At 39.5% G+C, this 21,376-nt stretch carries 16 protein-coding genes; 5 read left to right on the plus strand and 11 right to left on the minus strand.

What is annotated here, in order from left to right; all coding sequences use genetic code 11:
- Positions 1–485: 485 nt before the first annotated feature.
- The 7 genes from AAEY94_RS18700 to prmB form a co-directional block, all read right to left on the minus strand.
- Complete coding sequence (locus tag AAEY94_RS18700) at positions 486–848, minus strand: rhodanese-like domain-containing protein (protein WP_101086603.1); 363 nt, start codon at positions 846–848, stop codon at positions 486–488.
- A 467-nt stretch (positions 849–1,315) separates the two neighbouring features.
- Positions 1,316–1,864 (minus strand): RNA methyltransferase, encoded by a 549-nt coding sequence (locus AAEY94_RS18705; RefSeq protein WP_101086602.1) that lies wholly within the window; start codon positions 1,862–1,864, stop codon positions 1,316–1,318.
- 23 nt (positions 1,865–1,887) lie between these two features.
- On the minus strand, positions 1,888–2,166 hold the full coding sequence (locus AAEY94_RS18710; protein ID WP_101086601.1) for a YfcL family protein: 279 nt from the start codon (positions 2,164–2,166) through the stop codon (positions 1,888–1,890).
- Positions 2,167–2,169: 3 nt separating this feature from the next.
- Positions 2,170–3,324, minus strand: coding sequence for an ATP-NAD kinase family protein (locus tag AAEY94_RS18715; protein WP_101086600.1), 1,155 nt, complete (start codon positions 3,322–3,324; stop codon positions 2,170–2,172).
- A 70-nt stretch (positions 3,325–3,394) separates the two neighbouring features.
- A complete protein-coding gene (locus AAEY94_RS18720) occupies positions 3,395–4,567 on the minus strand; it encodes an MFS transporter (RefSeq protein WP_350979588.1) in 1,173 nt (390 codons plus the stop codon).
- A complete protein-coding gene (gene aroC, locus AAEY94_RS18725; protein ID WP_059744462.1) occupies positions 4,567–5,661 on the minus strand; it encodes a chorismate synthase in 1,095 nt (364 codons plus the stop codon). The genes AAEY94_RS18720 and aroC overlap by 1 nt, the downstream gene beginning before the upstream one ends.
- A gap of 56 nt (positions 5,662–5,717) precedes the next feature.
- On the minus strand, positions 5,718–6,662 hold the full coding sequence (gene prmB / locus AAEY94_RS18730; protein WP_101086598.1) for a 50S ribosomal protein L3 N(5)-glutamine methyltransferase: 945 nt from the start codon (positions 6,660–6,662) through the stop codon (positions 5,718–5,720).
- Positions 6,663–6,741: 79 nt separating this feature from the next.
- Here prmB and smrB point away from each other — a divergent pair, with 79 nt between their 5' ends.
- Complete coding sequence (gene smrB, locus AAEY94_RS18735) at positions 6,742–7,269, plus strand: endonuclease SmrB (protein WP_101086597.1); 528 nt, start codon at positions 6,742–6,744, stop codon at positions 7,267–7,269.
- 84 nt (positions 7,270–7,353) lie between these two features.
- On the opposite strand, the gene sixA is transcribed toward smrB, so the two are convergent.
- Positions 7,354–7,827 (minus strand): phosphohistidine phosphatase SixA, encoded by a 474-nt coding sequence (sixA, locus tag AAEY94_RS18740; protein ID WP_101086596.1) that lies wholly within the window; start codon positions 7,825–7,827, stop codon positions 7,354–7,356.
- Positions 7,828–8,015: 188 nt separating this feature from the next.
- Between sixA and AAEY94_RS18745 the strand changes: the two genes are divergently transcribed.
- The 3 genes from AAEY94_RS18745 to AAEY94_RS18755 all read left to right on the plus strand — a co-directional run bounded on the left by AAEY94_RS18745 (position 8,016) and on the right by AAEY94_RS18755 (position 15,948).
- A complete protein-coding gene (locus AAEY94_RS18745; RefSeq protein ID WP_101086595.1) occupies positions 8,016–10,805 on the plus strand; it encodes an insulinase family protein in 2,790 nt (929 codons plus the stop codon).
- A gap of 247 nt (positions 10,806–11,052) precedes the next feature.
- The gene (locus AAEY94_RS18750; RefSeq protein ID WP_350979592.1) at positions 11,053–15,399 is read left to right on the plus strand and encodes an EAL domain-containing protein; all 4,347 of its coding nucleotides are present in this window, start codon (positions 11,053–11,055) and stop codon (positions 15,397–15,399) included.
- A gap of 105 nt (positions 15,400–15,504) precedes the next feature.
- Positions 15,505–15,948 carry a hypothetical protein gene (locus AAEY94_RS18755; RefSeq protein WP_350979594.1) on the plus strand — a complete coding sequence of 148 codons (444 nt, stop codon included), beginning with the start codon at positions 15,505–15,507 and terminating at the stop codon, positions 15,946–15,948.
- Between the two features lie 236 nt (positions 15,949–16,184).
- Here AAEY94_RS18755 and AAEY94_RS18760 read toward each other — a convergent pair whose 3' ends face one another.
- From AAEY94_RS18760 to fadI, 3 genes are all read right to left on the minus strand, one after another.
- The gene (locus tag AAEY94_RS18760; protein ID WP_101086592.1) at positions 16,185–16,397 is read right to left on the minus strand and encodes a hypothetical protein; all 213 of its coding nucleotides are present in this window, start codon (positions 16,395–16,397) and stop codon (positions 16,185–16,187) included.
- Between the two features lie 316 nt (positions 16,398–16,713).
- Entirely contained in the window at positions 16,714–18,840 is a 2,127-nt protein-coding gene (fadJ, locus tag AAEY94_RS18765) for a fatty acid oxidation complex subunit alpha FadJ (RefSeq protein ID WP_101087200.1), read from the minus strand.
- Between the two features lie 5 nt (positions 18,841–18,845).
- Complete coding sequence (fadI, locus tag AAEY94_RS18770) at positions 18,846–20,156, minus strand: acetyl-CoA C-acyltransferase FadI (protein ID WP_059744448.1); 1,311 nt, start codon at positions 20,154–20,156, stop codon at positions 18,846–18,848.
- Positions 20,157–20,404: 248 nt separating this feature from the next.
- On the opposite strand from fadI, the gene AAEY94_RS18775 reads away from it, so the two are divergent.
- A complete protein-coding gene (locus AAEY94_RS18775) occupies positions 20,405–21,361 on the plus strand; it encodes an AAA family ATPase (protein ID WP_350979597.1) in 957 nt (318 codons plus the stop codon).
- Positions 21,362–21,376 lie beyond the last annotated feature (15 nt).

The following is a 21,376-nucleotide window of genomic DNA, read 5'->3' on the forward strand; positions in this document are numbered from 1 at the left end:
CGGGATGGAGCAGTTGGTAGCTCGTCGGGCTCATAACCCGAAGGTCGTAGGTTCAAGTCCTACTCCCGCAACCATTTTCTATTAGTAATTTTCTCATTTCAATTAACTCCCTTTTTAAACCCTTAAAATCCCATTGTACAATTGGTTCCTGTCGTCATGCTCAGCTTTTTATAAACAAAGAGTCGAAGGTCTTAGATTTTTATCAAGTCCTACTCCCGCAACCATTTTCTATTGTTATACCTTTCCTTATAATTTCCCTGCTTTAATTATCTGCAATCAGAACTATATCTTTATCGTGCCCCCTTTTTTATATTTTAACCTCAATCTCACATGTTAATTAATTTGTATAGCTCGTCCAGAGAGTATGAAATGATTAGTGTCACTCGCCGGACTCAAAAAATAAAAACTGCTATGAGCCCAGACGACATTTATACCCCCTGAACAAAAAATATTAACTTCATCAGTTGAGTCTCTTTTCTAGTGTGTTATTTCGATGTTGGTAGCGATAATTTCCACCAACTCAGCATCCCACCTTCAAGTTGATATACATCAGTAAATCCAAACTGTTTAAGTTTTCTAACCCCAGGGATACTGCGATGGGCAGAGAGACATATCACGACAGTTGTTACCTCTGGTGATAATTCAAGCTGTTTTATCGTATCAATAGAAAGCGACGTGATAGGTAGGTTTTTAGAGCCTTCAATATGCGACTTGTGCCATTCCATTTTTGAGCGAACATCTACAATCTGAATATCATTCTTCTGAAGTCGTTTATGTAATTCTTGGGCGCTCATTTCGGGTACTTTTCCAAACGGTAGCCACTGACACAGTTTCTTTAATATCGACATCTATGCATTCCTAATATTGATTTCTAATGTGTATGCTTAACTAAAGCCGAATTCAGAGGCATTCATTACCAAGCCATCAAGCTAAATAGTGACAAGTTAACTTTATGGAAAACATCATCATGAATGGCGATTGCCTTTCCTAATCTCTAATCTCTAATCTCTAATCTCTAATCTCTAATGTCTACCACATAAGTCGCTTCATCAAGCTTTGAACCACTGATGTTTAATATTTATATCACTGATTTGATATCTAACATTAAACAACAACCATGATATCGAGCTTCTATTTGAAATGTTTATGCTCTTGGGTTAGATGATACAACAGTATATATTGACCATTCAATCATACAACACTGGTTTTTCTATTGACGAGTATTGCTGTCGGCGATTGTGCGTAACAACGCGTAAACAAAAATGCCGAATGATTTCTCATTCGGCATTATCTAAAGTGCAATACGGTTATTTCATCAAAGTGACTTCAACCAGTGTTTCACTTTGGTGCGATTATTATTGTCACGACTTTGCTTAATTAATTCATCATCAGCTTTAATTTGACTCGTTTTAGCCAAACGGTCATAGAGCAAAACATTCACAGATGCAGCTAAATTCATACACCCTACAGTCGGTACATACACAACATCATCAGCAGCATCAATTAATTGCTGTGGAATAGTGCCGTCTTCCGGACCGAATATATAAAAGGCATTATCTGGATGAATAAATAAAGGCAACGGCGTCGCCCCAACAACAAGATCGACACAGACTATGGTTGCGCCATCAGGCACACTATCAAGTAATGACTCGACACCAGTTAAAGGAATACGCTTGGCAGCATCTTTAGTGTCAACATCGTATTGAGCATCACCCGACTTAGCCGCCAATTCATAACGTTTTCCGGTATAGCAAACGTTATCAACACCGTAGCAACCAGCTGCTCGCATAATGCCGCCAACATTGACCGGCGTTTTGGGATTAACTAAACCTATAGTGACTTGTTGCAATGAGGAATTTACCATAAAAGCTGTTTATCTATTCCGGGTTATGCCGCTTGAGCGACAATACGTTGACGTAACTGCTGCCATGCAGCTTCCACTAATGAAAAATCATGTTCATCTAATTCTTCATTTGCCAACGCAAGACATTTAACCAACTTTTGATCAAGCGCAGGTAAATCTTGTTCAGGTTCGACTTCTAATTCAGCTAATACAACGGCGACGTGGCCTTGTAAATAACCACAAGCAAATAACGCATCGTCATCGCTGTGGCTAACACTGTCTTCAATCCAAGACTCTAATGCTGCATCGTACTGTTCTAACATGCTCTAGTTCTCCACTAAATCTGGGTTGGCTACTTGATACATTACGTAATCATGGTAACCCGTGACTATTTTGTAATAGCCAGTGAGTGCTTTATCTAATTCAGGGTCGCCACTATCCACAATTAATGGCCTACCTTCAAGTGCTTTTAGCTTAGTTTTTGTGGCCAGGATTAAAATATTGTCTTTTTCTAGTTGCCGGATCAGTTCCGGTGACAACTGCTGATTGCCACGACCCAATATATGCCCTTGCCCACCGATTAATGTAATCACTAGCTTGACGCTAGAATACCTTTTTTTATCGGCAATCAACGCGAGTAATTGTTGCGCGGTAACATCCTTAGCAATCACGCTTTTATGCTGAATAACATCAACACCAAGCAAAGTATTTTCTAAACCAAGGTCTTCCATGACTGCCGCTACGGTGCTGCCTGAACCCATGATATAAAGCTCATCGTCCATTGATTCAATCACATCGGCGGCAATATCGGCCAACACTAATTCATCAACTTCTTTACCGCCCATTTTCACGGCTTGTATATATCGTGGCGCAGCAGGAACCGTCATTTCACCAAATCGTTTCGCTTTTACAATACCCTGCCTAAACGCGATCTCATCAATGTCCATTACATCAGCAGACATTAAGCTCACGAGTTCACCTTTAAGTAACATGCTGACAACGAGCCCAGAAGCATGCGGGGTAATACCGTATACACCCGAGTGAATTTTAACACCCGCTGGTACACCTAACACCGGAAATGCGTCATCAACTACAGCATAAATATCACGGGCAGTACCGTCTCCGCCAGCAAACAGTAACAAATCTAATTGATGATCAAGTAAGCATTTAACCGCTTGTTGGGTATCTATTGCAGACGTTTTTTCAATTGAGGTTGTTTCTAACGCGGTATATACATCTTGAGTCGAAAAACCCATTTGACGACATAAGCTCCCGCCCATTTCACCAGATGCAGTAATAATATCGATTTGTTTAACGAAAGGTAAAATCACATTCAGAGCTTGTTGCATTCGCATCTGTGCTTTGGGAATAGCCCCTTTTGCAATAGCTTCTACGGCAACACCATCAGAACCTTTTAAAGCAACACTGCCTCCGAGGCCAGCTAATGGATTAATGATTACACCTAAGCGAAAACGTTTCACACTAACTCCTTGCTGATAGCATAACTTCTGTGTCAAAAATGAAAAGTAAATAAATTATCTATTGAACCAATTATAGATTAGTCGCTGGTTGGCCATTAATATTGGGGATAAGCAATACCGCTATCATAGACAAAAATGCACAAGCGGCAGCAAAGACCCACACCCACATAGTGCTACTGCCATCACCCCAAATAATGCCACTGATCCACGTGCCTAATGCGCCACCCACACCAAAGCTGACACTGGCATATAGTGCTTGGCCAGTACTTCGATGGCTGATGGAAAAATGACGATGAATAAAATGGATTGAAGCTGCATGGACTAAACCAAAAGTGAAAGCATGCAATAGTTGGCTAATAACCAATAAGGAAACGTGTTCAACACCAAAAGCCAATAGTAACCAACGAACGGCGGTTAACAGAATGCTCACCACAAGCAATACTCGAATACCGTATTGACGAATAAGACGGGATGAATAAAAGAAAATAATAATTTCGGCTAACACACCCAAAGCAACTAACATTCCAGCGATAGTCTCAGAGTAACCAACCTGCTTTAGATACAGTACAAAAAAACCATAAAATGGTCCGACACTCATCTGCAGTAACATTGCAGATAACATAAACCACACTAATGATTTATCAAATGTCAGTTTAGGACGCTCCGCTTTATTGACTACCACACTGCGATTAGCAGGTAGAGGTAATGAGCAAGCAAACAAACCTAAAAACAGTATCATCCCCATATAAGGCAACACTTCGGGGCCCCAGTGATCAATCGCTAATCCACCACTTATCACCAAAATAATATAACCAACACTGCCCCAACTTCGAATGGCACCATAACGTTCAGCTTTATCACCCAAAGTTTCTAACGTAATCACTTCTAACTGAGCAAGAATGGAATTCCAAAAGAAAGTGTATATGGCTAAACTAACCGCAAGATACATGAAGCTGCCGTCGAAGAAAAAACTGGTATAGGTAATCGCTGCAGCAAAGGAGCCAAGCTTTATCAATTCTGCTCGCATACCAGTGCGATCGGCTACAGCCGCCCATACGTTAGGCGCGACAATTCGAGTGGCCATTAAAATGGCCAACAAAAAACCTATCTCTTGGGCATTGAAACCTCGGCTATCAAAGAAAACCCCCAAATAGGGAACCATGATGCCAAGAATAGAAAAGAAAAAGAAATAACAAGCGCTGAGCCAGCGTAAATCTGGTTCAGCGGGTTTCAATGAGGACATTATCGCATTCCGATAACGGGTGTTTGACTAGTAACATCTTGGTTTTGCGCACGATGTCTTAACAAGTGATCCATCAATACAATCGCGAGCATCGCTTCAGCAATAGGCACGGCGCGAATACCCACACAAGGATCATGACGACCTTTGGTGATCATATCGATTGTTTCGCCCTGCACTGTCATGCTTTGACCTGGTACGCTAATGCTCGAGGTAGGTTTTAGCGCAATATGAGCCACAACAGGTTGGCCAGATGAAATGCCGCCCAATACGCCACCTGCATGGTTAGATGCAAAACCTTGTGGTGACATTAAATCACGACCTTCTGAACCTTTTTGAGTAACAACACCAAAGCCATCACCAATTTCAACACCTTTAACGGCATTAATGCCCATTAACGCATGCGCGATATCAGCATCAAGGCGATCAAATACGGGTTCGCCTAATCCCACAGGAACACCAGTGGCTGCAACAGTAATTTTGGCGCCTATTGAATCACCAGATTTACGTAAGCCACGCATGTACTCATCTAACGCTTCTAATTTACTGGCATCAGGGAAGAAAAATGCATTTTGCTCAATTTGAGTCAAATCAATAGTGTCAGCGCTAATAGGTCCTAGTTGAGCAAGGTAGCCATGAATTTCAATGCCGTGCACTTGCTTGAGGTATTTTTTTGCTACCGCACCTGCGGCAACTCGCATTGCCGTTTCGCGTGCAGACGAGCGCCCGCCGCCACGGTAATCACGCATGCCATACTTTTGTTGGTAGGTATAATCTGCATGACCAGGACGAAACGTGTCTTTAATATCTGAATAGTCTTGGCTACGTTGATCGGTATTCTCAATCAACAAACCAATAGAGGTGCCAGTGGTTTTACCTTCAAACACTCCTGACAAAATTCTTACTTCATCAGCTTCACGGCGTGCCGTTGTATAACGTGACGTGCCAGGACGACGACGGTCTAAATCATGTTGCATATCTTCAACGGTTAACTCCAGTCCTGGAGGGCAACCATCAATGATACAACCTAAAGCAACACCATGGCTTTCACCAAATGTTGTAACAACAAAGTTTTGACCAATACTATTTCCTGACATGCGCGTTAACTACCTCTATTAATTATTCACTTCATTGAGTGCGATTCTTGTCGCTATTATTCACTATCTTTATAGATGGCGAAAAGTGATTCATTTTCAACTAGCTGATCACGGGTTAATACAAACACGCCATCACCGCCAAATTCAAAATCAACCCAAGCAAATGGCATATCAGGATATTGCTCAATCAAATGCACCATTGAATTACCGACTTCAACGACTAGCAAACCAGTTTCTGTTAAATAATCTGCCGCATTAGCTAAGATACGCTTGGTTAAATCTAAGCCATCATTGCCAGACGCTAACCCAATAGCAGGTTCGTGATGATACTCTTCAGGCATATCACCAATATCTTGTGCATCTACATATGGAGGGTTAGACACAATTAAGTCGTAATGCTGGCCTTTTGGAATCGCTGAGAATAAATCGGATTGCATCGGGAAAACACGATCCAACACGCCCAAAGATTCAATATTAATTTGGGCAACTTCAAGTGCGTCTTCGCTAATATCTAATGCGTCAACTTCAGCATCTTCAAACGCATAGGCACAAGCAATGGCAATACAAGCACTGCCAGTACATAAATCCATAATGCGATTAACCGGTTTGTTATATAACCATGGGCTAAAATGATGATTGATCATTTCGGCAATCGGCGAACGCGGAACCAGTACGCGTTCATCAACATAAAATTCAAGACCCGCAAATTTGGCTTTATTGGTCAAATACGGTACCGGTAAACGTTCACGTACACGGCGAATAATTAATTCAACGATTTTGTGTTTTTCGCTACTGGTCAGGTTACTTAAAATAACCTGCTGGCCGATATCTTCTGGTAAGTGTAGAGCATCAAAAACCAATGCAATGGCTTCGTCCCAAGCATTATCCGTTCCGTGACCATAATAAATATTGGCATCATTAAAACGGCTGACAGCCCAACGTAACATATCAGCTATAGTACGTAACTCAGTGACAGCTTCATCTACAAAGATCTTATCCAAAACACACTCCTTAAAAATTGTTCTGCGCTATTGTAACTGATGTCTATTAAGATGACCTAGAATTCAATACAATACGCCCATGAAAGACGATAATTATCCAGACTTATCGCTGTTTAGTGCATTAATCGAGGGTATCAAACCGCTAAGGCAAGATACTCACCACTTTAAACAGCCTGTCAAAGCCAAACAACAGTTCGAAATAAAAGAACAGCAGATTCATGCTGATAGCTATTTTTCGGATACATATCAGCCGCTTCTGCCGGTAGGTGGCCCTATGCGTTGGATTAATACCAGCACAGATAAGCATGAATTAAAACGCTTAAGGCGTGGTGACTATTCTCCGGACCTGTTGCTTGATTTGCATGGCATGCGTCAAGCAGAAGCCAAACTTGAATTAGCCGCACTTATCCAAGCATGTGTTAAGCAAAACACGATTTGTTGCTGCGTAATGCACGGCTATGGAATGGGTATTTTAAAACAGCAAACACCAATGTGGTTAGCACAACACCCAAACGTAAAAGCGTTTCACCAAGCACCCAAAGAATGGGGTGGCGATGCCGCGTTATTGGTATTAATTGATATTGGTGAACAGCCTCACCGACGTTAATACGAAGAAATAAGCGCGAACATAAAAAAGGTAAGTAATCACTTACCTTTTTTTATTCAGATGTGATTCAAAACGTTATTGCCATTACACAACAACTTGATGTGGTGCTGTCATTGCGACAAAACTCGCGTTATGCGTATGTTTGTCTATGTGAGCCACCGCAGAGGTAGCAAACAAAGGTGGCTCAACCCCCGCCACAAGCTCGCTGACCATAAATCCTAAAATTGGCATATGTGCTATAACCAATACATTATCGGCTTTATATTGCTCGGCATAAGCCAACACAACATCTATCGCCACTTTAGCATCGCTAGAGGGAGTCACATCATCAAGTACTAACCACTTACGGGGTTCAGCTAAGTGTTTACTGACTTCTTGCCACGTTTGCTGCGCACGTAAATAAGGGCTCACAATCACCAAATCAAAATGGCTGACCTGTTTTGCTAACCAATTAGCCATGTAGCCAGTTTGAATACGGCCTGTTTCAGTTAACTTTCGTTCCCTATCGGACAGAGCATCAAAACTCGCTTCACCATGGCGCATCAAAAATAGCTGCATACTTCTCTCGTGATGTTTTTATTATCATTCTTAACCAATTGTAGCGTTAATCAGCGCAACAACAAACCTAGAATTGAGCATATTTAGATAAACTTTAGTCGATAATTGAATAAAACTGACCAAGGTAATTTGCTAAAAAGTAATAACAAGATCAATATATAACAAGTTATCTTTTCTGGAGTCTCCTCTTGCCTGAATTTCCAGCAGTTTATAAAAGCCAAAATGATCATCGCCAATACCAATATCGAGTGTTGAACAACCAACTTCGAGTGCTATTGGTTGAAGACATGCAATCAAATCAAGCAGCCGCATCTATGGCGGTTAGTGTTGGTCATTTTGACGATCCTGTTGACCGACCAGGTATGGCGCATTTCCTTGAGCACATGTTATTTTTAGGCACCGAGAAATATCCAGATTCAGGAGAATACCACGCTTATATTAATCAACATGGTGGCAGTAATAATGCTTGGACAGGCACAGAACAAACTAACTTTTTCTATAGCATTAATGCCGAAGCCTTAGAAGGTTCATTAGACCGATTCAGTCAATTTTTTATTGCCCCAAAGTTTGACTTAGAGTTAGTGGATCGTGAAAGGCAGGCAATCGAATCTGAATTTAGCTTAAAATTAAAAGATGATATTCGCCGAGTTTACCAAGTTCAAAAAGAAACCGTTAATCCAAAACATCCATTTTCAAAATTCTCTGTCGGTAACCAAACAACTTTAGCGGGTAAACAAGCAGACATACGGGATGAACTGCTGGCTTTTTATCAACAACATTACAGTGCTAATATTATGACATTGTGCGTTGTCGCTCCACGCCCTATTGCAGAGCTAGACACCATCGTTAAAAAATACTTCTCAAACATTATCAATAGAAATGTAAGTAAACACTATTCATCTGAAGCAATGATAACGAAGGACCAACGTCAAAAACATATACAAATTGTACCGTTGAAAGATCAAAAACGAGTCAGTATTAGTTTTTCACTGCCAGAGATAGACCAATTTTATAAGCGAAAACCACTCACCTTTATCAGCCATTTACTCGGTAATGAAAGCCCAGGGAGTTTACTGTCCTATTTAAAAGTACAGGGGTTAGCCAATAACTTATCTGCTGGCGGTGGGGTTAATGGTTACAACTTCAAAGATTATTCAATCAGCATACAATTAACCGACAAGGGATTTACAGAGCTTGATGAAGTGGTAACTTGTGTATTTGAATACATTGAATTGATTAAGCTGCAAGGTGTACAAGCATGGCGTTACCAAGAGCGAGCCAATTTACTTAACACTGCGTTTCGATTCCAAGAACAGATCAAAACCTTGGATTTAGCAAGCCATCTCAGTATCAACATGCACCATTATGATATTGAAGACATTATTTATGGCGACTATCGCATGGATGAAATGCTAGAGGATGAAACAACACAACTGCTATCTATGATGTCGGCAGCTAATATGCGCTTACTCACGGTTGCAAAAGAATCACAGGTCGATAATCAAGCAAAATGGTACGACACTCCGTACCAAGTGAGATCATTACAACCCCAACAAATAGCAAAATGGTCTTCCGTTACGGTAAGAGAGTCACTTAAACTTCCGGAAAGAAATCCGTTTATTGTCGCCAACCCGCAAGCTAGGGCAGACAAAAGCGATACTCCAGTACCCACTATTGTTGCAGAAGGCGAAGGTTACCGTATTTGGCATAAAAAAGATGATGAATTCAATGTTCCTAAAGGGCATTTATACTTATCGTTAGACTCAGATCAAGCGAGCTCAACCCCTAGACAAGCAGCATTAACAAGACTATACGTTGAAATGCTTATCGATTATCTGACTGAACCAACATACCAAGCAGAGGTTGCTGGCCTTAACTACAATATTTACCCTCACCAAGGCGGCATTACCCTGCATTTAACCGGTTTTACGGGTAACCAAGAAAAGCTCCTCACTCTAATCATCAACAAAGCCCGCGAGCGTAACTTTACCGAACAACGCTTTAGTATGATTAAAAATCAGATATTACGCAGCTGGAATAATGTTGCTCAAGCTAAGCCAATATCTCAATTATTTACCAGCTTAACCGTATCGCTACAAAAAAGAAGTTTTGAACCCGCTAGAATGGCTGAAGAACTCACGCTACTGACACTTGATGATTTACATAATCATGTCAGCGCATTTTACAAAAAGGTTTACCTCGAAGGTTTGGTATACGGAGATTGGCTGGTTGAAGAAGCACAACAACTCGGCAAGCGTTTGCAACATCTATTGTCTTTAGTCACCAAACCAAGCGCAGAGTCTTCACGCGAACTTATCAACCTAGATAAAAGAGGTTCATTACTTCGCGAAAAAACCATTTCCCATCAAGATAGTGCCATTATTGTTTACTATCAGTCTCGGATGGCGACACCAGAACGTGTGGCGTTATTCAGTCTACTGAACCATACAATGTCATCTACCTTTTTTCATGAGTTACGCACTAAACAACAATTAGGCTACATGGTTGGGACAGGTTACTTACCGTTAAACCGACATCCAGGGATGATTTTTTATGTGCAGTCCCCTACTACAGGTCCAAGACAACTTCTCGAAGCAATCGACGAATTCATCGCCGACTTTAATTATGCCGTTATGCAAATAACCAATGAACAATGGGAAAGCACAAAGCAAGGTATGATAAGTCAAATAATGGAACACGATACCAACCTAAAAACACGCAGCCAACGCTATTGGGTGAGCTTAGGTAACCGCGATTATGGATTTAATCAACGTGAAATGGTCGTCGCGGAAGTCGAAAAGCTCACCAGAGCTCACTTGATCAAGTTTATGGTGGCTCACATGCGCAGTAGAGATTGTGACCGTTTAGTCTTGTTTAACAGTGGTGAACAACATCACAGCCAAACAAGCCTTCGTTCAGATAATATGATTGTCGACTTAAAAACATTCAAACATCAAGCAGATAAATTTCAGTTTTAACCAGCATCGACGTTTAAAGGTCTAAAAAATATAAAGCGAGATAAATCGAAATTAGATTAACAAAATGTCTCAATCATTGTTAACAGTACAAGCGACCAAATAAAACCTTAGTATTACATAACTAATTGATTAAAAAATAACTATAAACAAATTTTACAGCGATAATTGAGTAATATTCTATCAATCACACCTTTTTTGTTAACATGCTTTTGACAAAGGGCCTGCTTTCTGAAAAAGTAGACAATTCATGAACTTCTTTGCGGCATCAAAAGAGAATAAGTATAAATCTATGCCTAAAATTTTACTCTTTATCTGTGTTTATTTTATTTTCAGCTTTGGCGCTGCAGCCATTGAAGCTGATGACACAGAATCAAATTTCGATCTACTACTAAACTACACTAATTATGGTGTTGCAGATGGTTTGTCTCAGGACACAGTAACTGCCATCGTAGAAGATCCAGAGGGTTACGTTTGGGTTGGTACTATCAATGGATTAAATCGTTTCGACGGCAATGAATTTAAGCAATTCTATGCAGAAGATAATGCAAATTCTCTACCCAGTTCTTTTATTCGTAATTTACTCATAGATGATAATGGCACATTATTAGTCGGGACAGATAAAGGCCTTGTATCGTATAACAAAAATACAGAGAGATTTGTTAAAAATGAAATATCAGACTTAATTGGTAAACAAACAATTTGGTCACTTTCGAAACAGAAAGAAGGTGTGATCATTGGTCTAGAAAATAGAATAATCACTTATTCCAATGCGACTAGAAACATAATATTAGACATTAATGAAAATAAATTTAAAGAGATCAAAAAAATAATAAAAAGCAAAGAATCATTATTTATTAGGAATTTTGATGGTGATGTTTTCGAATTTAAAAATCAAAGTGTTGCAAAAATATTAAGCGGTACTAATGATATAGTAACTATGAAAGATAGCTTAATAGCTGTAACTAATGACGGTATCTATATTATCAATGACGGCGTATTATTATTATCAAAGCTTAAATTTAAGGCCTTAAGTTCATCGGCTAATTTTTACTCACAACATACACTTGGATTGTCTGAAAATCATCTATACGAGCTAAATTTAATCAACAAAAAATTAGAAACAAAAAAGATCGGGACTATAGATTTAAAAAAAGAAAGATTAAATAACATTATTATTTCACAAAACAAAAAGCATATTTACATTTCAAACTATGTTGATGGTTATTTTGATATATCACAAAATAAAAATTATCTAAAAAGGATAAATACTCCAGAAAAAAACATTTGGTCTATGACTAACATTGATACTGGATTACTTATCGCTAACAATAAAAGCAATATTTATCGATATAACAAATCAATATCAAATACTGTTGAAGTCAACAACCTTAATCATGGGCCTAAATCGATAATATCTATTGGTGATACCTTATTCATTGGCTCATCTGACGGTCTAACACTAAAAAATAATACGACAAAAGAAGAAAAAAAATTACTTTCTGATATTATTTTCAATATTAAAAAACACGGTAATTTCCTTTTTGCTTCTACTTTTGATGGAAAAATTTACAAGCTTAATTTTAAAGGAGAAATAATCACCCTTTTAGACACAAAAACGGGATTCCCTATATATGACACCTTACTCGATAAACAAACTTTATGGATAGCATCACAAAGCGGCTTGATAAAGTATAACAATGGTATATTTACAAACATATTCAATCAAGATTTCGTATTCAACCTAACAAAAAATAAAAATAGTATATTTTTTGGAACAAAAAATTCAGTTTATGTATTAAAAAATGAAAATATAACAAAGATAATAGATAGAAAGAAGATAATTTATTCAATAACAAGCATTGAAGATACTCTTACAATTGCTTCAAGTAGAGAAGTAATATTATTAGATCTTAATAAAAATAAAAAATACATTTTGAATACTGAAAATGGTTCTTTTGACGATTATAATACACAAGCAACACTTAGTATGGGTCAAGAAATAATACTTGGAAGCCCTGATGGTATGCTTCTAATTAATCCAATTGAGATCATATCAACACTAGAAAAAGAACCAAGCAACAAAATAAACTTTGAAGAACTTTTACTATTTAATTCTCCGGTAGAGGTAGGTTCGGAAAAATTGAAAGAACCACTTAATTATATTGAAAAAATCTCATTACGCTATTCGGACTACCCATTCACTATAAAATTTAATATCTTAGGGGAAAGCAATAAAGATTTTGAATTTTTTTATTATTTAGAAGATCTGGAAAAAACATGGCTATCAACTGAAGGTAATAATTCCGTAACTTATACTAATTTATCTCCTGGAAAATATAATTTTAAAATTTATGCAAAAAATCGTTCTTCCGGAAAAGAGACTAATGAAAGAAATATTAAGATATTAGTAACTCCACCATGGTGGTTATCAAATCTAGCGATAGGAATTTATGTTGCCATCATTATAATTATCATTACTTTAATTATTAAATCAGCAATACATCGTAGAAAAATCCAAAAGAAAATAGCCCAGAGTGAAGAACGTTTAAAATTATCATTATGGGGCAGTGGCGATGAAATGTGGGACTGGGATATTGAAAGTGGCAAAATCTACCGTTCTAATATATGGGGCTCTTTAGACTTCCCTCAAGACGGTCGTCGCTCGGGTAATCCTGATGAAGAAAGTAATATCCACCCTCTCGATAGAGATCGTGTGACAAGGGCGCTAAATGATCATTTCAATGCCCTAACCGATCACTTCGAAATTGCTTATCGCGTTAAAGCGCGCAACCAAGAGTGGATCTGGATTTTAGACAGAGCCAAGATAGTTGAACGTGATCAGAAAGATGTACCCCTTCGAATGACTGGCACCATTAAAGACATCAATAATATTAAGCAAGCAGAAGAGCAACTTCGTTTATTCGCTAGAGCAATTGAAAATATTTCTGAAGGGATGTTTATTCTCAATGAAAAATATCAATTTGTTGAAGTCAATAATGCCTGTTGTGAACTGGCAGCTTCGACAAAGGAAAAATTTACTCATGAAATACTCAATTTCACTCGTTATCCAGCCAGTTATTCAGAACAAATAAGAAACTTACTAAAACAGCAAGGTCGTTGGAGCGGCGAAGTTGAAGCGAGTAAAGGTAAAGACAATTATTTCTTAATGGAACTGACTATTGACGCTATATACAATGAACAAGGTGACACAAGTCATTATGTTGGCGTGTTTTCCGATATAACTCGCCGTAAACAACAAGAAGAAGAACTCAGAAAACTAACCAATAATGACTTACTTACCGGTTTACCCAATCGGTCTAGTTTGCAAGTGACACTCAGCAACCTAGTTAAAAAGGATGTTCATCACACCCTAATGGTGCTTGATTTAGATAATTTTAAACGTATTAATGACTCATTAGGCCATCAAATTGGTGATGACTTATTAATTGGTGTTGCTGAGCGTATAAAGTTAGCCATCCCAAAACATGCCAGCTTATACCGTCTAGGCGGCGATGAATTTGCCTTACTCGTAGATCAACACCCTGATATCGGATCATGTGCCGCCATTGCAACGCAAGTGATAAATTGTCTAAAGCCAGCTTTCACTCTTAATAATGACTCACTGGTACTAGGCATTAGTATCGGAATTGTGCTTTATCCTGAAGACGAGCAAAACGAGCAAGCATTGTTACGTAAAGCAGATATCGCCATGTATCACGCTAAGTCTGGTGGTGGCAACCGCTATCAGTTTTATTCTGAGTCATTAAATCAAAATGCTTTACGTCAGCTTGAAATCGAAAGTTTAATCAGAGAAGCACTCAAAGACGATTTGTTTGAAGTATATTACCAACCCAAAATCGATGTGAAGAAAGATCGTCTTAACGGAATGGAAGCATTAGTGAGATTAAATCATCCTAAATTAGGCCTGATTGGACCGAATGAATTTATCCCCCTTGCCGAAGAAAATGGTTTAATCGTTGAAATTGGTGATGTCGTCTTGCGAAAAGCGTGTTTTGCTGCGCAGAAATGGCTCGAACTAGGATTATTTAGTGGTCGTGTTGCTGTCAATTTATCGTCAAGACAATTTGCTCTGCCCGATTTACAGCAACGAATAGAGTCAATTTTACGACTCACAAAGTTACCAGCTAAACACTTAGAGCTTGAAATCACTGAAGGAACTGTCATTAAAGATCCCGAACAAGCGATTAAAGTGATGCAGCAATTGGCTAAAATGGGTGTCAGCCTTGCTCTTGACGACTTTGGGACAGGTTATTCCTCTTTGTCTTATCTAAAGCGATTTCCTATTAATTGCTTAAAGATCGATAAAACCTTTGTTGATGACATAGATAAATCTGACCGAGACCTCAAGATGGTCGATTCAATTATTACTATTGCCCACAATATGGGACTGACCGTGGTAGGTGAAGGGGTTGAACAAACCGCACAACTCAATATATTAAAAGCACTTAATTGCGAAGAGATTCAAGGCTATATCTATAGTAAGCCTATTAAAGAAGCTGACTTTGAGCTTATGTTGAATGCAGACAAACTTAAATTTGAAGCATTAAACGGTACATTAAAGAAAAATAAATAACTACCTCTTATATTTGGCATAACAAATGCAAATGCAAGTTCAGTTGTCAAAATAATATTGTTATTTAACCCTGAGCTTCAATTACAAAATATAAGAGAGATTAAAATGATTAAAGGAATAATTACAGTTGCGGTTTTATCGGCATTATCATTCAATGGCTATTCAATGGTAAATAGTCCTATGACCGAAGCAGCAAATACTTGCAATGTTAGCATGTTAGACACTCGAACAGCTAAAATCCCGGGTGTTAAATTGCTTAACTCCCAAACAGCTAAAATCCCGGGCGTTAAACTGCTTAACACTCAAACAGTTAAAATCCCGGGCGTTAAACTGCTTAACTCTCAAACAGCTAAAATCCCGGGCGTTAAACTGCTTAACACCCAAACAGCTAAAATCCCGGGCGTTAAACTGCTTAACTCTCAAACAGCTAAAATCCCGGGCGTTAAACTGCTTAACTCTCAAACAGCTAAAATCCCAGGTGTTAAACTGCTTAACTCTCAAACAGCTAAAATCCCGGGCGTTAAACTGCTTAACACCCAAACAGCTTAAGGAGAACCCTATGTTTACTTCTCTAAAAATAGCACTTGGTTTAGCAAAACCAGCTCGTAAAAAAGTAAAATTGCCTGAAGGTTTAAATCACCTTGAAGTCATCCAAGCTAGAGCTTGGTGGAAGTAATTATTGAGATACTGATGATTAACCATCAGCCATAAAAAAAGGAGCATAAGCTCCTTTTTTGTTGTTTTGAATTTGAATTTGAATTTTTATATAGCAAACTAAAATGAGTTTAACCTTCTATTCTATAGCGGCCATGTCGCCAAACCTTCATATCAGCCAAGCGTTTGTGGGTGCTAAACAATGGGTAAGTGAGTGGCCCTAATATACAACCTACACATCCCCATCGCTTTACGGCTAAACCATGCTGATAAGCTGCAAAACCAAATAAAAAACCACTACTAATACTCACTAAAATAAGCATGAATAACCAACTAAACTGCATTATCGCTGACTCCAAATAACTCAGTTAACTTAATCCCTACTTATACAACATTACGATTCATCTTTGACTCGCAAGCAATCATGTTAACGCCATTATATCGAGGTGATTACAGCTTAATGGCGAAATATCATTCGTATGATCGTTTACGCTATCATCCTTGACTTATCATACTAAATAACGGGCATTATACCGTAAAGAAGTATCTGATTGATTAAAAATAAGGCAAAGGTATGCCTTTGTTACATAAAAAAGCGGCAATTCACTGCCGCTTTTTTACAATTTGATAACTAAATATTATCAATAACAATCACTCGGTTTACTTTTTATAAAATTGGCTGCCATCACTAGCCATTTTTACTAACGTATCACACGGTGCGAAACGGTCACCGTACAGTGATTGATAACCTTGTAAAGTTGCCACTAAATTACTTGCACCTAAGGTGTCGATATAACGGAACGGGCCGCCCAAGAATGGCGGGAAGCCAATACCGAATATAGCACCGATGTCACCATCTCTTGCAGAGGCAATAATCCCTTCTTCAAGACAACGAACAGCTTCATTGAGCATTTGAATAGTACAACGCTCTGCCACATCTTTTGCTTCTTTATCCGAAGCGATTAAGATATCGAGCACTTTGTAAACGGATTCATCAACCAATTTGGCTTTTTTAGCTTTAGGTCCGTATTGATAGAAACCTTTACCATTTTTACGACCCTTACGGTCATCGGCTAATAACTTGTCAAATGCTGCAGGTGCTTTAAAGCGATCGCCGAGCTCTTTTTCTAAAATTGGCGAAATTTTAGCACCTACGTCAATGCCCACTTCATCAAGCAAAGTCATCGGTCCCACAGGGAAACCAAACTTCACTAATGCGCGATCTAGGTGTTCAACACGTTGACCTTCAAGTAATAACTGCGCAGCTTCGTTCATATACAGGGCTAGAATACGGTTTACATAAAAACCTGCGCCGTCTTGAACCACAATAGGTGTCTTTCCTTGCTTGCGTGCAAACGCCACTGTAGTTGCAATCGTTTCTGGCGATGTGGTTTTATGGGCAATCACCTCAACTAACGGCATTTTTTCTACCGGAGAAAAGTAATGTAGGCCAATCACATTTTCAGGACGACTTGCCGCTGCGGCAATCTGACCAATCGGTAATGAAGACGTATTAGAAGCAAAAATGGTGTTTTCACCACATTCACGCTCAACGTCTTGAACCATTTTATGTTTAAGTGCTAAATCTTCAAATACCGCTTCAACAACGATATCGGCATCTTTAATACCTGTATATTCAGTCGTCGTTGTCATTAATGCCATGATATTGTCACGCGCTATAGGTGTCATATGACGACGCTTAACGCCTTTATCTAGCAGTTTGTAAGCATATGATAGTGCGTTACTTAATCCCTGCTCTGAAATGTCTTTGACACGCGCTGGAATTTTAGCTTTAGTGGTTGTTACAGACGCAATACCACCGCCCATTAACCCACCGCCTAATACCATTACTTTTTTAACTTTGCGTGGCACAGCACCTTCAGCACCAGTTTCTTTTTTCATTTCAGTGGTGGCAAAGAACAAGCTACGTAATGCTGCCGACTCTTTCGACATCACTAAATTAGCAAAATGAGTTGCTTCAACCTCAAGCCCTTTCACCATGCCTTTATTCATACCTTGACGAACACAATCGATGATTTTAGCTGGCGCAGGATAATTCCCCTGAGTTTTTTTCATTACCTGTTTGCGAGCTTGATCAAACATAATATCGCGAGTAAATGAAGATGATTCTAAAAACTGATTAATTTTAGATTGCACCACAGGTTTTGCAGCTTGTTTACTTTTTTTTGCTAGCTCTATCGCGGTTTCAAGCAAAATAGAGTTAGGCACAACATCATTCACTAACCCCATTTTTAATGCTTGTTTAGGACGAATTTGCTTGCCAGTAAGCATCATATCTAACGCAGTTGCAATTCCGACTAGTCGAGGTAAACGCTGAGTACCGCCGCCGCCGGGCAACAAACCCAGTTGCACTTCAGGCACCCCTAGCATGGTTTTTTTATCGTCACTGCATACGCGTAAATGACACGCTAGCGCTAATTCTAAGCCACCACCTAAACAAGCACCATTGATAGCAGCAACAACAGGAATTGATAATCCTTCAAGCTCAGAAAAAACCACATGACCTTGTTGTGACAATGCCTTAGCATCAGCTTCACTCTTGCAAGCTGCTAACATGGTGATATCGGCACCGGCAACAAACGAATCAGCCTTACCAGATATAACAACCAAGCCTTTAATGCTGTTATCAGCTTTGATTTCAGTTAATATTTCACTAATTTCAGGACCAAATTGTTCTTTTAAGGTGTTCATGGTTTCGCCAGGAACGTCCATTGTTAAAATGGCAATACCATCGTCACGACGAGCTAAATTAAATGTTTTTTCCATGCTCATTACTCCACCTCCAAAATCATTGCCACACCTAAACCGCCAGCAGCACAAGCAGTTGCTAAACCAGTACCACCACCACGACGCTTAAGTTCATTACACACTTGGGTAATCAAACGCGTACCGGTTGCCGCAAAAGGATGACCATAGGCTAATGAACCGCCTAATACGTTAAACTTACTCATGTCTATTTCGCCTATCGCGCGATTGCGACCCAGCTTCTCTGCTGCAAACTTTTTAGAACCAAACATCTGCATATTGGCCAATGTTTGTGCCGCAAATGCTTCGTGCATTTCAATCAGCGTTAAATCTTCTAATTCCATTCCAGCACGTTTTAATGCTAATGGCGTCGCATACGAAGGCCCCATTAACATGTCTTGCCATACATCGATGGCCGTAAACGCATAACTCTTGATGTAACCAATAGGTTGATACCCTAAGGCTTTAGCACGACCTTCACTCATTAAAATAATGGCCGATGCACCATCGGTTAATGGCGTGCTGTTGGCGGCAGTAACGGTACCGTGCTTACGGTCAAATGCGGGACGCAATTTGGCGTAAGACTCTAATACAGAGTTTTCACGAATATTATTATCACGATCAATAAACTGTTTGTAAGGTGGAATATGAGCTGTCATCACTTCTTGTTGAAGCACGCCAGAATTCCACGTTTCAGTAGCCAATGTATGTGAACGATGCGCTAATGCATCTTGATCTGCACGGCTAATGTTGTAAGTCTTAGCCATTTGTTCTGCGGTTTGCCCCATAGACAAACCCGTTGAATACTCAGCAACCGCTGGCGGTACCGGCATCAGGTCTTTCAAGCCTAAACGACGTGCAATCGCAAATTTTTGCTTAAAAGTACGCGCTTTATTTAAATCGACTAAAGCATGTGCAAGCTTTTTTGATACTCCAATAGGTAGTACTGAAGACGAGTCAGACCCACCAGCTAAGCCGATTTCAATATTGCCGGTCATAATTGATTCAGCTACGTTAACCGCCGACTGAAAACTGGTTGCACAAGCTCGGGTGACAGAGTAAGCATCTGTTGACACATTCATGCCAGTACCTAGTACAATTTCACGAGCAATATTGGGTGCTGCAGGCATTTGCACAACTTGACCATAGACAAGCTGCTCAATTAACTGAGAGTCGATTTCAGAGCGAGACAGCAACTCATTAACCACCATTTTGCCCATATCTAGCGCTGATACGCCATGAAAGGCGGTTGCTTGCTTTGCAAATGGTGTTCTTAAACCGGCAACAATCGCAATGCGCTCACCCCGGGAATTTGTTACTTGTTGTCTATCACTCATGTGTCACCCTCTATTATTGTTAGCTTATCTCGGCTCTGCCGGTAAATTTTTATTTTGCCAGATAATCTGGTCAGACCATCAAAGTGTGACCTGATTCTAACTTTTTATTGAATAGTTTTAAACAGGCGTTTACAACTATCTACTTCATAAAGAGTTAAATTGTGTTAATCCTACTAGCCAAAAACCAATAGAATTCATAACATAGGGTGTAATAATCCCAATGCCAACTAAATAAATTGAGTACAGCTATGCCGTTAAGTCGTTTCCACTCACTACGCACCTATTTAGATAATGTTGTCTTAGGTCAACCCGTATTAACTGAGAACTTGCTGATAGCACTTATCGCAAACGGACATTTATTAGTTGAAGGTCCTCCTGGCTTAGCCAAAACTCGTGCAGTAAAAGCATTATGTGATGGAGTAGAAGGCGAGTTTCATCGTATTCAGTTCACTCCCGATTTATTGCCTGCCGATTTAACTGGCACTGATATTTATCGTCAGCAAACAGGGACATTCGAATTTGAAGCGGGGCCAATTTTCCATAATCTAATCCTAGCAGATGAAATTAATCGTGCCCCAGCTAAAGTTCAGTCAGCGCTATTAGAAGCCATGGCTGAAGGCCAGGTTACCGTTGGTAAAAATAGTTATCCTTTACCACCACTATTCTTAGTGATGGCTACACAGAATCCGCTAGAAAACGAAGGTACTTATCCGCTGCCAGAAGCGCAATTAGATCGTTTTTTAATGCACTTAAATCTCGATTATCCTAGCGCAGAAACCGAAGTCGAAATCTTACGCCAATCGCGTAAAGAGGCCAAAACACATCAGTTGCCTAGGATAGACCCCGTCGCACAAGCCGATGTGTTTGCAGCAAGAGATCAGGCATTAGATATTTACTTAGCTGAACCGTTAGAGAAATACATCGTTGAAATTGTGATGGCGACTCGACAACCTGCGCGCTACAGTGCTGATTTAGCTAAATGGCTTGAATATGGTGTCAGTCCTCGCGCCACAATTTCACTGGAACGTTGCGCCAGAGCGCGTGCTTGGTTACATGAACGAGACTTTGTTTCACCAGAAGACATTCAAGCTGTTGCGCCTAATGTGTTACGTCACCGTTTGTTACTCAGTTATCAAGCGCAAGCGGAAGGCGTTACGGCAGATCAGGTGATTGATCACATTCTTAGTCAAGTTGCCGTACCGTAAATGTTGCAGCACGAG

It is taken from the genome of Shewanella sp. AC34-MNA-CIBAN-0136, from assembly GCF_040309945.1.
In the GTDB taxonomy this organism is placed as follows: Bacteria; Pseudomonadota; Gammaproteobacteria; order Enterobacterales; family Shewanellaceae; genus Shewanella.